Raw genomic sequence first — 13,008 nt, 5'->3', positions numbered from 1 at the left:
AGGCTTGGTTTGGTATACACTTTTTCATTTTCTAAAAAATTTTCTATTTCCTCTATCTTGGGGCTTGACTTTTGTTTGCAGGACTCCATATTTTCTTCATCCCCTAAAATGTGTTCCACCTTTACCCTGACAGGCCAGTCCGGAATAAAACCTGTGCTCTCCTGAAGGGCATGGTAATGCGACCGCTCTGGCAGGGGTTCTATATATTTCAGCCTCAGTGAAATATATAGAACCCCCTGAAATACCAGTCCAGCATGGAATCACGCCTCTTATTCCGGTCAAAAAACCCATAGACTGCCTTATACCGTCCCGTATAAAGCCCTGTATGGAAGCAAGCACATTCATTTTCCACATGAAAATACCGTGCTGCCTCCACAGCATCATTCGCTGAGTTAAAATCAATGCTCTGTTTCCTGAAAACGGTATGTATATACCTCTCTAAAATAGGCATATCCTGATTCTTCGTTTCAACAGACGGCCGCTTAAATTTCCACGGCTCCGGCAGCACCAGCCCTTCTAGTTCCTCAAGCTGCCCGTACCAGTCTGGCACATATGCAAACTCAAATAAATCTGTTTCCATAGCTTTGTTTCTTTCACAAAACATCTGACTGTGTATCCCACAATACTCCAAATTCTTTTTCAAGCAAAAGAAATGTTTCTAATAATAAATTTACCACGACTGGAATAATGTTCATCACTTGAGAAGTATCTGTTTCTACTTCGACTTCATAAATTATCCGTCCTGTCTTAGCAGACAGCCATTTACTTTCATAAGGTTCTAGCCGCCTTACAAATGATTGTCCTGTCTTAATCGCTTCTTGTAAAGCATAATAGATTGATCTGCATTATTGTACGTCAATCCTTCTATAATTTCTTCCTCTACATTATCAATAGGAATTAATAAATTTTTACAATTCAACCCACCTTCAATATAACAACCTTTTAAACAACATTTTGCTCTTCTATATGAGGGAATATCCTCTAAATCTTTATATCCTTCAATCTCATTTTTAATCCACTGGTTTAATTCTGTGCTTCCAATTTTTTAAAATATTACTTTCGCTCTTTTCAAAGAGGTGTTTAAATATATTGTATTTTCATTTCCGTCCATGTTCATGCCAAAAAACTTTATATTTCCAGATACTTTGTTTGTAAGCCCTAAGATGCTTCGGTGAGTAGTGGTTTTTCCCGCTCCGTTGATTCCGACAAATTCCGTGATACAGCCGTCTGGCAAATAAAAGGAGATGCCTTTTAAGGCAAAATCACCATAAAGCGTTTTCTTCCTTTCGGTGTTCCGTTATGCCCTGCGCCTATTTCATGCCCTCTATGAGCCTTTCAAAGCGTTCCTGCGCCTGCCTGCCGATGTCGGCAAGATAAGTTAAGCCTGCCACTTGTGAGAAGATTTGTGTATGTAACCCTGCGGTACTGCTTCAGATAATTCAGATGCCGCTGTCCCCATGTGCTTATCGGCTGTTCGTTTTCGACAGGTACAGTTAAGCACGATATTAAATAATCTCCTTACCGCTCGTATTTGCCGTCCAGTTCCTCAAAAATCGTTTTTGCCATTGTCTGTTTCCTCTATATGCCTTTTATTTTGAATGTCCGCAAAATCCGTCCTACATCAGTCGGCACGAGAGTTCAGCTCTGCTGAACTCTCGTGCTTCTCTGGTGCCAACTCTTTCAAAGTCCCTGCGCCCTGAACATCTCCGCGATCTCCTCCGCCGTATCGACCATTCCCCGCTGAAACCACACCTCGACCCAGCCATATAGTGTATAGGCTGCATAAGCCTTCGCATAGGCGTCAACCTTTGGAAGTCCAGGTTTCAGTCCACAAAGTCCGGTAATCACATCTTTCAAAAGATAGATTAGCCCCCGCTCATTCAGCAGTCCGTAAAAGTTCCTATACTTTTCAAAGTGCGCGAACATCAGGCCGAGCCATTCGCTCAACGGCCTGTTTTCCTTTTTGTCCGCCTGGGAAGTCCACTCCTGGAAAAGCTGACGGACATACTCCCTTATGATATCCTCTTTGCTCTCAAAATTGCGGTAAAATGAGGCCCTGCCGATCCCCGCAAGCTCACAGAGTTCACTGACGGATATCTCCCCAATGGGCTTTTCTCGGAGCAGCTCTAAAATTGCGGTGGTGATATGCTCCTTAACATAAGCGTTTCTCGCCTCATTGCTGAATGGTGATACATTTTTGGGGATTTGTTTCATTTTACCGCCTCCTATTGACACTTGAACAATTCGATGATACAATCATATCGCCGAGACAAATATATCATAGATATCTTAATACAACAAATCAAATTTGTCAATCGTGTAACGATGGAAAAGGAGTAAGGGAAATGGGAAAACGCCCACTTATTTTACTGGCTATCGCGCTCGCTGCCTTTGTTCTGGGGCGGCTGGCAGTCCGAGGGATTATGAATCTCCTGCTCGGAGGAACATTGTTCGGAGGTAATTTCCTATGAAAACAGAAAAGAAGAAAGGCAGAGGTATGTTTGTGCTTATTTGTATGGCAGTGTTTCTTGTCTCTTTTGGGATTGGTGTAGCTTCAAAATTTGCGATTCATCCCTCATGGGTAAAACAATATTCCGTTCAGTTAACGGATGAGATCGGAAAGGCTTATAAAGACATATCCTACGGCGGCGGCGAAGCCAATAAGTTTGATCTGTACATCCCCGCAGACGGAAGCAAAGAGAGCTACGGCCTTGTGGTTTATCTCCATGCGGGCGGATTCACACAAGGGGATAAATCGGGGGACGCCGAAATGCTTTCATGGCTGTGTTCCAAAGGCTATGTTGCGGCAGGAATCAACTACACTCTGCGTAACGAAACGAATAATAAAAGCGCATATTCACAGTCAATGGAAATTAAGGAAGCTATGCCAAAGGTCGTAGAAGAAGCGGAAAGGCTTGGATACCATATAGATAAATTAGCTATGGCAGGCGGTTCAGCCGGTCATGTACTTGCTATGATTTACGCTTACAGGGATGCGGACGAAGCGCCGGTTCCGGTCAAATTATTGTTTGGCGCTGTGGGGCCTTCCAGCTTTTATGCGGAAGATTGGGATATTTACGGCTTTGATCGAGACACGGATGAATCAAGAGAAGGAGCTGCAGGTCTTTTAGGTGTTATGGGCGGTGTGGAATTGACACCTGAAATGATAAAGGACGGCTCTTATATAGAAAAGTTAAAGCCCATATCGGCAGTCATGTGGGTGGATGAAAATACTGTTCCGAGTGTGGTCGCATATGGAAGGCACGACAGGATCCAGCCATATAAAGGTTCCCAGAGGTTGCTGGAGGCATATAAGCAGCACCATGTGGATTACAAATATTTTGAATGTTCCCATTCCGGCCACGGACTGCAAAACGATGACGAAATATACAAAGAATACATGGAAACCATTGAGGAATATCTCGACAAACATATGCCTGTAAGCCAGGAGCAATGACCACGGCAAAAGCACTAAAAATCACACTGAAAGTCCTGGGGACCATTCCTTTTGGTTCTCATCATAGGTGCGCTACTGGTATACTTCTTTATCCTGAGATACCCAAATCTCAAGGAAAATCCAGCCATGGGAAAATGGTGCCGAATCGAGAGCGCGGCGATGAAGGACTCTGGGGGGAACAGCTACCACGCTCTGTCCAAAAAGGGCAGCGAAAATAAAGTGATGGTCTACTTCGCGGGTGGTGTCAGCATTAACGATGAGACAGCCAAGGACGACACTTACAATACAAAATGGTCTGGCCTGATATGATGGCGAATGTCACCATGAATATGGGCGGCCTCGCTTCGGATGTGGAGGGCAGTCCCTTCAAAAATTGAAATATCATCTTATTCCCTATATGCGACCAGGGATTTTCATGCGGGAACTGGGGGGCTTCACTATACTGACCACGATGGAAAAGAGAAAATTCTTTATCACAACGGCTATGTGAGCTATACCGAGGCGATGCAAAAGGTAGCGGAACTTGCCGGGACCAATGACCCGGATGCTGTTGTTGTAACCGGGTGCAGCGCGGAAGGATTCGCCGCCGCGCTTCTCTCTAAGCCTGTCAAGTGAATGCGGGTTACAATAGTATCACAATCCGGTTACGAGCCCTTTACAGGAAAAAAGGGGAAGCCTCTCTTTTCTGTGCATGGCGGAGTCCAGCTTCAGGAATAAGGTGACCTGCTTAAGACCATAAATTTGTTTATCTGACTTGACTTTTCTTTCATAGAGAGGTAAAATAGACCCATTGTAATAATCTATAAATTGTTCTTGATGTCTAAGGCAGTGGAGTAAGATAGGGAGTTTTATACAGAAACTATTTTGAGAACAGGATTGTGTATGCAAATATCAAATGAAGAGTTATCGAAGCAGGCGCAACGAGCCGAGCCTGAAATCTTGTGGGGAGAGTGGAACGGTGAGGCCGGGAGGCCCTGGAAATGCTGGGGCTGCGGGAGTTTGGCGGTTGCGAAAGTGAGCGGGCTCTAACGGAAATTCTAAGAAAATCAAATAGCTGTTGACCTGTGATATTCAGGTTAATATATTTGGAGACGTATCGAAGTGGTCATAACGGGACTGACTCGAAATCAGTTGTACCTCACGGTACCGTGGGTTCGAATCCCACCGTCTCCGCCATCCTAGGAAAACCGAAAAGATATTTGGGCAAAAAAACCGCGTAGTTGGGAGGAACTTCGTAAGGAAGTTCCTCCCAAAACTTTTGTGGAATCAGCCGAATGTGATTGAATTGCAGGAATTTTCAACATATCGGAGGACTATATCATGGAAATATCATTATTTGAGCTTATGGGCGGAACCTATCATCGAGAGGGCGATTATTTTCTACCTAATCTACTCCCACCTGAAAGCATTTCTGTTGGTATCTGGGGTCAGCGACGGAAACACTACCTGAAAACGCAAAGAGAGCCTATCTATACCGCCCTACTTCTCAGCGGCAAGCTGGACAGCCACCTGTCTAAAGTGGATGCTCAAGCAAAGGCTATGTTTTTCCAGTTGGTCAAGCGACTGGAAAAGCGGGAAGGAATTACGGAACAGCTCAAAGCTGAGGATCAGATGGAATGGGTCAGGCAAATGAACAGCGCCCGAAACCGGGCAGAGGAAGTTATCTATAACGAGTTGATTTACGCCTGACATTAAGAACCCTGTAGAGAACATTTAGCAGACTGCCCTATGTCCAAAGATGCGGGGCAGTCTGTTACTGTCCAGCCCGGTATTTTTCTATCTCGGCTTTTATTTTCTCCCTGGCCCGTATGACCGAGTGCCTGATTGATTGCGGCCTGCAATGCTCCATCTCACTAATCTGGCGATAGTTGAAGTTATATTCATGGTAGAGCAAAAAACGCCGCCGCTGGATTTTCGGGAGCGCAGCAATAGCCTTATTGAGTAGTTCCCGCTGTTCTGCGTCAAAAATCAATTCCTCAACGCTTTTGGGTACTTTGAACGCCCGATTATAGAGCGTTTCATCCCACAAATCTGACGCTTCCTGATGCCGCCAGTCAGATTGTTGCAGATTGCGGTTTTTGCGCTCCATTTGACGAAATTCCACAAAAAATGGCTCGGATACCTCCAAATCGTAAAACTCGCCTTGCCCATCCGCAAAGCTGATGAAATACGCCGTTTTCCCATCGCCACGGACTTCCGTCCGAAGCGTATAGACCTTATCCATGAACGTCATTCGCTCGTCCTCCTACGAAAAAGCTGGGTGAGAGGACTTGACCTCTCACCCAGCAGCCCGTGGAGACATGCAATTTTGGAGTTACCCTTGAAATTTCTTCAATTTCTTTTTCAGTACGGCTATCCGCTTATAAATGGCGTCCGTGGACAGATGGACAAGCACAGCAATCTCATTGGTCGAGTATCCATTCATTTTCAGCACAGAGATTTGCAAGGTGAGCTTGTCCACTGTCAGCAGGGTTTTGAGCAGTTCCGCATTTTCAATATCATTCAGCAAATCTTCCACCGTATAAATCTCGGTTGATGTTTTGCTCCCGACAATGCTATCAAGATATGTACCTGTGTCCTGCAACTTTTCATAAAAGCGCCTGTCCGAATTGAACATAGCCCTGTCCCAAAGGCGAAGCTGTTCAATTGTGCTTTCATCCATGCCGCAGGCCCGAAGCACCTTTTCTTCAGCCTGTTTCCAACGCTGCCATTTGTGTTCTTCTTTGCCATGATTGTATGACATGGCCGTTTCCTCCTATCTGAATTTTTAGAAAATTCAGATAGGAGGGGCGGGGAACGGCAGCGAGGCCGGTGTCGCTGGCCCGGAAATAGAAAAGCGCCCGTATGGTGCAAGACCATTCGGGCGCGGGGCATAACAGTATGAGCCGTCAAAAAACGACTATTTTTGCAAACTTGGGTGGAGTGCGCCGCTGTGGGGGTCAGGCTTTTTTTGACAAGTGACTATCTATCTGTAATCGCATGGCGGCATCCTCCTATGTGCCGCCAATGGATATAAAAACGGCGGCTTTGAATCAAAACCGCCGCTGGAAAGAGCGTTTGGACATGAGGAATTGGCCTGCCCAGCAGCGGTTTTTTCTTTTCTGCCGCTGGGCAGACTTGGCTTTTATTGACTTCTATTTAGGCCATCCCAAATAAACCGCAATGAGGACAAACACAATTCCGAGTGCGATAAGGATTATAGGCCACCCCTTTTGCTTTCTGCGGGAAATCCCGATTGCAACAAACAATATCCCCAGCAGCATTGACGCAATCATCGCAAAAAATCCCATTTTATTTACTCCTTTCAAGATGGATTACTCTATCATGACGATTGGCTATTTCCAAATCATGAGTTACAGTAATGATAGTGGTGTTAAACTCTTTGTTCATGTTAAAAAGCAAGGCAACAATTCTTTCTCTGTTCTCCACATCCAGGGATGCCGTAGGCTCATCGGCCAAGATAATTTGAGGTTTCATGATAATTCCTCTGGCAAATATAGCTCTGGCCTTTTCTCCGCCAGAACATTCAAGAGGTTTCTTTTTTAGTATGTGCCTGATCTCAATCGCACTAACGACAGCATCGAAATCCTCAATCTCCCCAACACCCTTTTTGTCAGGACTGGCATAGAGAAACGGCAGTTTGATGTTATCTTCAACCGTCAAAGAGTTAATGAGTGCCGACTCTTGAAGAACAAAGCCAATCCGTTGATTTCGCCATTGCGCCAACTGACTAGTATGTAACTGATCTGTCGGAGAACCGAAAAGCGTATATTCACCGGCATAATTTCGATCAAGCAATCCAATGATATTGAGCAAAGAACTCTTGCCCGCTCCCGATTCGCCTACAATGGCAATTTTTTCACCGGCGGCAACTTCAAGCCTGAAATCATTTAGTATTGAAATCTGCGCCTTTTTGCTCTTATAGATTTTTTCTTTAATGCTTAGATCAATAATCTTTGTCATTGCAATACCCCCAAGGAGATTGGAACCTTTTTGATTTTCCACAACATACTTTCGACGACAATTATTCCAATAACAATATCAGAAACGACAACCAGCAACAAAGCCAGCCAGTCCATTCCTATCAAACCAAACAATCCGTAAGTGGCAAAGGTAGCGTCTTTCCTTAACCAGCACCCGTATCGGTTAAAAGCGGTGAATGTGGCAATCAACGCTACATTAACGAAGGAGAGCATCCCAAAGTAACCATAAAAAATTCTTTTCAGCTTTGAGTAGCTTAATCCCACCAACAGATTGATCGTAAAGTCTTTCAGCATTAGGCGAACACTCACCAATGCGTTCCATACAGAAAGACAAGTTATGACGATCAGCAGAATAAAGGTCGTTATGAATATAATTTTTAGTGAGTGAAGATAGTATTCGTTGAAATAATCGTAGTTTTCCTTTTGGCTAAAGAAATTGAAACTTAAACCCAAATTATCTTTAATAACCTCACTCAAATCCGCTATTTCTTCTTTTGAGGTGTCCAAAAGTATAATGTCCATGAGGCCATTAAATTTGATGTCCATGTTCGCATGATTGATAAATTCCTCATTCACTGGAAATAGGATTGAGAAATTGTAGTATGCCTTAGAGTTGAGGGCATAAAAATTAGAGTGGTAGGCGTTTTGCTTCAATACGCCCTGAACCTTTAGCGTCAAAGGCCGCCCAAGAACAGATTCTTCCATTTCTATTGTTGCTCCAACGGGATATGTTTTGCTTAACCCTTTTCCTATTAAAACAGGGATTTCCCCGCCTAATTGGTAATCAAAGTCCAAATCTGTCCCTTGCGAAAGCTCAAATTCATTTAATCTATAATACTGCTCGTTCATATAGCCCAATGATATTTTCATATCATCACCGTTGGGAACAGATACAATAAACCCGTCTGTATAAAAAGCATACTTAAAGCTACTGTTCAAATAGTCATATACTGCTTGTGTTCCGTTTTCGCCAACTATGCTCATATCAATATGACTATTTGGGTCTAAGTTGGCAATGTAAACTCCCTCTTGATTTACATACTTTGTTTCCTGATACCCTTGAAATGTTGACAGAATGGAACGAGCAGCAGTAAAGGTTATGTAATTCGCCATAAGAAGCAACAGCATGATACCGATACCAAGTATCGCTTTTCTCAAAAATATTTTTGAAACAATGAACTTAAATATTTTCATATTTCCGTACCTGCCTTGCGCTGATTAGTATGTATGTGACAAAAATAAGGACTAAATAAAAGTTGTCGGCTAAATTGAAACCCAAATGGAGATTTACCAAAGTCGATAGAAGATAAGCGAAAATTAGTACCGTGAGGCAGTCCAGCACATATCGAATGGTGATGCTAAACACAGTGCCGCCTACAAGTATTCTACAAAATATTTCTGCCTTTTTTCTCTCCAGCATTTGATAATGGAACACGATCACAATGAAGGTAAACAGTGAAACGATCAAAGGCTGGTAATCAATAAAGTTTTTCAAAAAAGCCTTTAGAATATAGGCATCTAAATCCAAAGTCTTTGCATAATCCAAAAGTAAATTGAGAGAAAAGCAAAAAATATATACAATACTTAGCTCTAACATATCCGTTAGTCTAAACAGAGATTTTTTCATGTCTATCCCCTCGAAGTGTTCAGCTTTGCTTTATAAAGAGATTTTCCTGTCAGCATTGCGAAATAAAGCAGCATAGCAACCAGGATGATGATACAAAAATCTCGTTGCGATGAATATGTGGTGAAGTTAAACCCTTTTGTGCAAAGCTGCGCTGCCATATAGGAAATTGGGAACGGTATAGCCCTGTCAATCCAAACAATGATTGCTTGCTTATTTCTCAATAGCACTCGTAGAATTACAAGGACAACAAGGGCGAGAAAAGCTAATAGGAAATACGGCATTAGGATCAGTCTTGGCAGGGTTACGCCGTTTTCTTCGGTGTTTTGATTTGCCCCATAGATCAGTACATCCTCGGAGCCATCGTTTTGAGCATAGAAAATCTGAATTTCAGTTTCACGGTCAAAAGGTATCACCACATTTTGTTTTCCGCGATTAGACAAATGTAAGTCCCAAGTGGTAGTCCAAGCATTTATGCGATAAATTGCCGTTTCTGTTTCATTGTCAAACACTTCATTGCAGCTATACCCTGTTACCTCGCTATCAAAGGTGATGATAACGCTCCCATCAGGGACATCAATCACATTGAGCAGGTTATCGGAATAGGGAAAAAATTTAGGTGATGTCAAAATCCCGAAAACAATCGTCACGATGGCACAGGCCAAGATCGCCGTGAAACAAATAGTCTGTAAGCGTTTGATAAATAAGTCCCGCTTTACTCTCTTTAACGGCACAATATCAGTATCAGGGTCAGCATCAGGGATAAACTTCGTAGCTTTCCGCATACGTTCAAACTCCACACGGCACTCTGCACAATGCTCAAGATGTTCGCGGACAAATTCTCTTGTATCCGTACTCACCATATCTTCCACATAAAGCGGAAGTATGTCTTTGATTAAATTGCATTTATCGCTCATTATTGGCCTCCATTTGTTCTAATATTTTGTTTCTTGCCCGGTGATAAGTGACACAGGCCCAGTTATCTGTTTTTTGAAAAATTCTTGCGATTTGTTTGAAACTCAATTCTCCAAAAACCCGCAGCATAAAAACTTCCTTGTATGGTTCGGCTAAATTGTGCAGCAGCAGATGTATTCGCATAGCATCACTTCGGTTTATTATCTGTTCCTCAATGGTGTCTATGTTATCTGTAAATTCAATATCATTAATGTCTACAAGCCCCTGTTGCTTTTTCAAGTGAGAAAAGTAACAGTTTTTTGCGATTTGACAAAGCCAAACACGAATGTCTGTATCACCACGAAAGGTATCTATTGAGCGCATTGCTTTGAAGAATGTTTCGCTTGTGATTTCCTCTGCAATACTTTCATCTTTGGATAGCTTTTTGAGAAAAAGAAATACATCATTGAAGTATCTGATACAAATTTTCTCAAATTTGTCTTGGAAATCTGCCACCATCTCACCTCCTCCCTTATAAGACTCCGTATTTCAAAAAATCTTACAAGGTTTTTTGAAATATTTTTGAAAACAGTTTTCCCTCATAGATTTGCGCGGAACTGATACCGCTTATGGCATATTAGATTTTGACGAAATCAGTATAAACTTCCACTTGCCCTATACGCAAGATGCTATTATTAAGAAATGCGGGAATTACCCCGCATTTCTGTCAAATCATAATCAATTTCGCCATAATGACTTCTTCCGCCTGGGCTTTGCAGTTATTCATCCGGCCCACCCATTCCATCTGATTTTCAGTCTTTAACCGCTCCGTTATGCCCTGCCGCTGGGCGTAATCTTTTACCAACTGAAAGAACATTTCCTCGGCCTGCCGGTCAATGTCGGTAGGGTAATCGTTTGGCCTGCCGCCCATCCAGAGGGCTGTGTATTCCCCAACTGTTTTTTACAGAACACCATACAAAGGGGCATTTTTCCAGAGCGACCTGTAAAATCGTGTAAAATCCGCCGATTTGTAATTGACAAACCGCTTTCCCATGTGGTATCCTACAATACTTCCTCATGGGAGCGCCAACTGAATAGGCTGTACTGACTGAAACAGTAAAAGCCGGTTACATACACAAACCAAAATGAACACCAGCGGGGCGAAGGCCGTCCTGCTGGTGCGGTTGTGTATGTGATTGGCTTTTTTATTTGCTCTGGCAACAAAAAACTTGAAAAAGGCCCAAGAAAAAGTTCCGTTTTGGGCATTGAAAGTTGTAGTGGGGGGTGGGAGGAAAATCTTGAGTGGAGGTAAAACACCATCACCCGCTGTTCCCCTGTCCACAGGGATAGCGAGCATCGGATTTCGCCCCCCACGGGGCAAAATCCATTCCCAGGGGAGACCCCTGAATACCCCCTCCCACAGCGGAAATTTGACAGAATGGAGGAATTACTTTGAGTACCAACGACAAAAAAGTACGGCTGAAAATCAGGCTGACGGTCGAAGAAAAGGCCAAGCTGGAACATGACGCCGCCCTATGCGGCCTGACCCAATCCGAATACTTCCGGCAGATTTGTTTGGGCAAGCGGACCAGGCCCAAGCAGCCGCCGGAGTTTTGGGAACTGCTGGACGCCTTGTATGAAATCCACGATAAGCTGGAACGCCTGACCGTCTACTGCCCGGAGATGACAGAAGAATGTTCACGACTTGAGCAACTTGTCCTGTTCTTGCAGGAGGTGGCGTGATGGCGGCCACCAGTCTATGGCACATCAAGGGCAATCTTGGAGACCTGATCGCCTATGTGGAAAACCCTGAGAAAACCATCCCCAAGGGCACCGAGGACTTCTTCAACGTATTTTCGTACATCCAGAACCCACAGAAAACCGCGGACGGCTCCTTTGTCACCTCAATCAACTGTCTGAAGCAGACGGTGCTCCGTCAGATGATCCTGACCAAGCAGCGGTACGGCAAGGAGGACAAGTACATCGCATGGCATGGCTATCAAAGTTTCAAACCGGGAGAGGTGACCCCGGAGCGGTGCCATGAGATCGGCGTGAAGCTGGCACAGGAGATGTGGGGCGACAGGTTTCAAGTCATCGTCACCACCCACCTGGACAAAGGCCATCTACACAATCATTTTTGCTTCAACTCAGTATCTTTCAAGGACGGCAAAAAGTACAACTACTCCAAGGCCGAGCGGCAGCGTCTCCGGGATACCTCAGACCGGCTCTGCTTGGAATATGGCCTGTCCGTCATTGAGCATGGGCGCAAGGCCCCCAGCCGTCCCGTCTGGCTGGACGAGCAGAGCGGCAAGCCCACCAGATACAACATCTACCGGGCAGATGTGCGGGAGGCTGTCAACGGGAGCAGGACGGTAGAGATGATGGAGAAGTATCTCCGGCGCAAGGGCTATCTCACCGACTTCACAGGGAAACACTGGAAAATACGCCTACCGCAGTACCAGCACTTCACCCGTCTGGACACCCTGGACGAGCGGTGGACGCCGGAGAACATCGGGCGCAGCCTGGGCACACGGGCCAGCTTTGGCAACAAGCGTCCCACCGTCAATTTTGCCCCGGAACTGCCCGAGGAGCTGCGGGTCTATGTGCCGTTTCAGCGAACCTCCCACATCTATCGGCTGTTCCTCTATTGGGAGTACCAGCTCGGCATTTTGCCAAAAGGCACGACCTACCAGCCCACCAGCCCGTTTATGAAAGAGGAACTGCGAAAGCTGGACACGATCACCGCCCAGGTTGACTATCTGGCAAAAAACCGTATCGAAACGCTGGAAGATCTTCTTTCAGCCCGTAAAACCATTCAGAGTGAATTGGACACGCTGACCGCCCAGCGGACAAAGCTGCAAAATAAAATCCGCAGAGCGTCACCCGCTGAAAAAGAGCTGTTACGGGGCAAAAAACAGGTGTCAACGCCAATTTGAAATTGTAAGAAAACGCCGAAGAAATTTTGTAGTTTTTCGGCGGGGGGGGGGTAACAAAACTAAGCGTTTCCTTGCTCAAAAAGAGTGTTCACGATTTGCTGTTTCTGGCGCATG

At 44.6% G+C, this 13,008-nt stretch carries 16 protein-coding genes, 1 tRNA gene and 2 pseudogenes; 7 read left to right on the top strand and 12 right to left on the bottom strand.

The window, feature by feature from the left end; all coding sequences use genetic code 11:
* Nucleotides 1–214 precede the first annotated feature (214 nt).
* The 5 genes and pseudogenes from D7X94_RS19395 to D7X94_RS16960 form a co-directional block, all read right to left on the bottom strand.
* Nucleotides 215–580, bottom strand: a complete 366-nt coding sequence (locus D7X94_RS19395) for a DUF3825 domain-containing protein (protein WP_243111374.1) — start codon at nt 578–580, stop codon at nt 215–217.
* Between the two features lie 207 nt (nt 581–787).
* A complete protein-coding gene (locus tag D7X94_RS19975) occupies nt 788–1,042 on the bottom strand; it encodes an AbiTii domain-containing protein (RefSeq protein ID WP_158591070.1) in 255 nt (84 codons plus the stop codon).
* Between the two features lie 3 nt (nt 1,043–1,045).
* The gene (locus tag D7X94_RS19595; RefSeq protein WP_120428946.1) at nt 1,046–1,246 is read right to left on the bottom strand and encodes an ATP-binding cassette domain-containing protein; all 201 of its coding nucleotides are present in this window, start codon (nt 1,244–1,246) and stop codon (nt 1,046–1,048) included.
* A 67-nt stretch (nt 1,247–1,313) separates the two neighbouring features.
* Nucleotides 1,314–1,506, bottom strand: a pseudogene (locus tag D7X94_RS16970) (TnpV protein); the annotation flags it as partial.
* 174 nt (nt 1,507–1,680) lie between these two features.
* Nucleotides 1,681–2,214 (bottom strand): TetR/AcrR family transcriptional regulator, encoded by a 534-nt coding sequence (locus D7X94_RS16960; protein WP_120428944.1) that lies wholly within the window; start codon nt 2,212–2,214, stop codon nt 1,681–1,683.
* A 253-nt stretch (nt 2,215–2,467) separates the two neighbouring features.
* Here D7X94_RS16960 and D7X94_RS16955 point away from each other — a divergent pair, with 253 nt between their 5' ends.
* The 5 genes from D7X94_RS16955 (at nt 2,468) to D7X94_RS16940 (ending at nt 5,146) form a co-directional block, all read left to right on the top strand.
* Complete coding sequence (locus D7X94_RS16955; protein WP_199715166.1) at nt 2,468–3,457, top strand: alpha/beta hydrolase; 990 nt, start codon at nt 2,468–2,470, stop codon at nt 3,455–3,457.
* A 126-nt stretch (nt 3,458–3,583) separates the two neighbouring features.
* Nucleotides 3,584–3,766: a hypothetical protein gene (locus D7X94_RS18835; RefSeq protein WP_199715165.1), complete on the top strand. Its 183-nt coding sequence runs from the start codon at nt 3,584–3,586 to the stop codon at nt 3,764–3,766.
* A 39-nt stretch (nt 3,767–3,805) separates the two neighbouring features.
* Nucleotides 3,806–4,072: a hypothetical protein gene (locus D7X94_RS18830; protein WP_199715164.1), complete on the top strand. Its 267-nt coding sequence runs from the start codon at nt 3,806–3,808 to the stop codon at nt 4,070–4,072.
* 472 nt (nt 4,073–4,544) lie between these two features.
* A tRNA-Ser gene (locus tag D7X94_RS16945) sits at nt 4,545–4,633 on the top strand.
* A gap of 144 nt (nt 4,634–4,777) precedes the next feature.
* Nucleotides 4,778–5,146: a TnpV protein gene (locus D7X94_RS16940; protein ID WP_120428942.1), complete on the top strand. Its 369-nt coding sequence runs from the start codon at nt 4,778–4,780 to the stop codon at nt 5,144–5,146.
* Between the two features lie 64 nt (nt 5,147–5,210).
* Here D7X94_RS16940 and D7X94_RS16935 read toward each other — a convergent pair whose 3' ends face one another.
* The 7 genes and pseudogenes from D7X94_RS16935 to D7X94_RS16900 form a co-directional block, all read right to left on the bottom strand.
* Complete coding sequence (locus D7X94_RS16935) at nt 5,211–5,690, bottom strand: RNA polymerase sigma factor (protein ID WP_120428940.1); 480 nt, start codon at nt 5,688–5,690, stop codon at nt 5,211–5,213.
* Between the two features lie 81 nt (nt 5,691–5,771).
* Entirely contained in the window at nt 5,772–6,200 is a 429-nt protein-coding gene (locus D7X94_RS16930; RefSeq protein ID WP_120428938.1) for a sigma-70 family RNA polymerase sigma factor, read from the bottom strand.
* A 548-nt stretch (nt 6,201–6,748) separates the two neighbouring features.
* A complete protein-coding gene (locus tag D7X94_RS16925) occupies nt 6,749–7,420 on the bottom strand; it encodes an ABC transporter ATP-binding protein (RefSeq protein WP_120428936.1) in 672 nt (223 codons plus the stop codon).
* Nucleotides 7,417–8,634, bottom strand: a complete 1,218-nt coding sequence (locus D7X94_RS16920; protein ID WP_120428934.1) for a peptide ABC transporter permease — start codon at nt 8,632–8,634, stop codon at nt 7,417–7,419. The genes D7X94_RS16925 and D7X94_RS16920 overlap by 4 nt, the downstream gene beginning before the upstream one ends.
* Nucleotides 8,635–9,069: 435 nt before the next feature.
* A complete protein-coding gene (locus D7X94_RS16910) occupies nt 9,070–9,981 on the bottom strand; it encodes a zf-HC2 domain-containing protein (protein WP_120428930.1) in 912 nt (303 codons plus the stop codon).
* Nucleotides 9,971–10,474: an RNA polymerase sigma factor gene (locus tag D7X94_RS16905; protein ID WP_442857925.1), complete on the bottom strand. Its 504-nt coding sequence runs from the start codon at nt 10,472–10,474 to the stop codon at nt 9,971–9,973. Before D7X94_RS16905 ends, D7X94_RS16910 begins: the two co-directional genes overlap by 11 nt.
* 211 nt (nt 10,475–10,685) lie before the next feature.
* Nucleotides 10,686–10,898, bottom strand: a pseudogene (locus D7X94_RS16900) (TnpV protein); the annotation flags it as partial.
* 512 nt (nt 10,899–11,410) lie between these two features.
* Between D7X94_RS16900 and D7X94_RS16895 the strand changes: the two are divergent.
* Entirely contained in the window at nt 11,411–11,701 is a 291-nt protein-coding gene (locus D7X94_RS16895; protein WP_120428925.1) for a plasmid mobilization protein, read from the top strand.
* On the top strand, nt 11,701–12,894 hold the full coding sequence (locus D7X94_RS16890) for a relaxase/mobilization nuclease domain-containing protein (RefSeq protein WP_120428923.1): 1,194 nt from the start codon (nt 11,701–11,703) through the stop codon (nt 12,892–12,894). The genes D7X94_RS16895 and D7X94_RS16890 overlap by 1 nt, the downstream gene beginning before the upstream one ends.
* Nucleotides 12,895–13,008: the final 114 nt, after the last annotated feature.

The sequence above is a fragment of the Acutalibacter sp. 1XD8-33 genome, from assembly GCF_003612555.1.
In the GTDB taxonomy this organism is placed as follows: Bacteria; Bacillota; Clostridia; order Oscillospirales; family Acutalibacteraceae; genus Acutalibacter.
The sequence above is the reverse complement of the archived record's forward strand: the minus strand, read 5'-3'. Positions and strand labels throughout refer to the sequence as shown.

What these genes read in the sequence shown, in the direction of transcription:
- D7X94_RS19395 (WP_243111374.1), bottom strand. Translation starts at nt 580, where the DNA reads ATGGAAACAGATTTATTTGAGTTTGCATATGTGCCAGACTGGTACGGG.
- D7X94_RS16960 (WP_120428944.1), bottom strand. Translation starts at nt 2,214, where the DNA reads ATGAAACAAATCCCCAAAAATGTATCACCATTCAGCAATGAGGCGAGA.
- D7X94_RS16955 (WP_199715166.1), top strand. Translation starts at nt 2,468, where the DNA reads ATGAAAACAGAAAAGAAGAAAGGCAGAGGTATGTTTGTGCTTATTTGT.
- D7X94_RS18835 (WP_199715165.1), top strand. Translation starts at nt 3,584, where the DNA reads ATGGGAAAATGGTGCCGAATCGAGAGCGCGGCGATGAAGGACTCTGGG.
- D7X94_RS18830 (WP_199715164.1), top strand. Translation starts at nt 3,806, where the DNA reads ATGTGGAGGGCAGTCCCTTCAAAAATTGAAATATCATCTTATTCCCTA.
- D7X94_RS16940 (WP_120428942.1), top strand. Translation starts at nt 4,778, where the DNA reads ATGGAAATATCATTATTTGAGCTTATGGGCGGAACCTATCATCGAGAG.
- D7X94_RS16935 (WP_120428940.1), bottom strand. Translation starts at nt 5,690, where the DNA reads ATGACGTTCATGGATAAGGTCTATACGCTTCGGACGGAAGTCCGTGGC.
- D7X94_RS16930 (WP_120428938.1), bottom strand. Translation starts at nt 6,200, where the DNA reads ATGTCATACAATCATGGCAAAGAAGAACACAAATGGCAGCGTTGGAAA.
- D7X94_RS16925 (WP_120428936.1), bottom strand. Translation starts at nt 7,420, where the DNA reads ATGACAAAGATTATTGATCTAAGCATTAAAGAAAAAATCTATAAGAGC.
- D7X94_RS16920 (WP_120428934.1), bottom strand. Translation starts at nt 8,634, where the DNA reads ATGAAAATATTTAAGTTCATTGTTTCAAAAATATTTTTGAGAAAAGCG.
- D7X94_RS16910 (WP_120428930.1), bottom strand. Translation starts at nt 9,981, where the DNA reads ATGAGCGATAAATGCAATTTAATCAAAGACATACTTCCGCTTTATGTG.
- D7X94_RS16890 (WP_120428923.1), top strand. Translation starts at nt 11,701, where the DNA reads ATGGCGGCCACCAGTCTATGGCACATCAAGGGCAATCTTGGAGACCTG.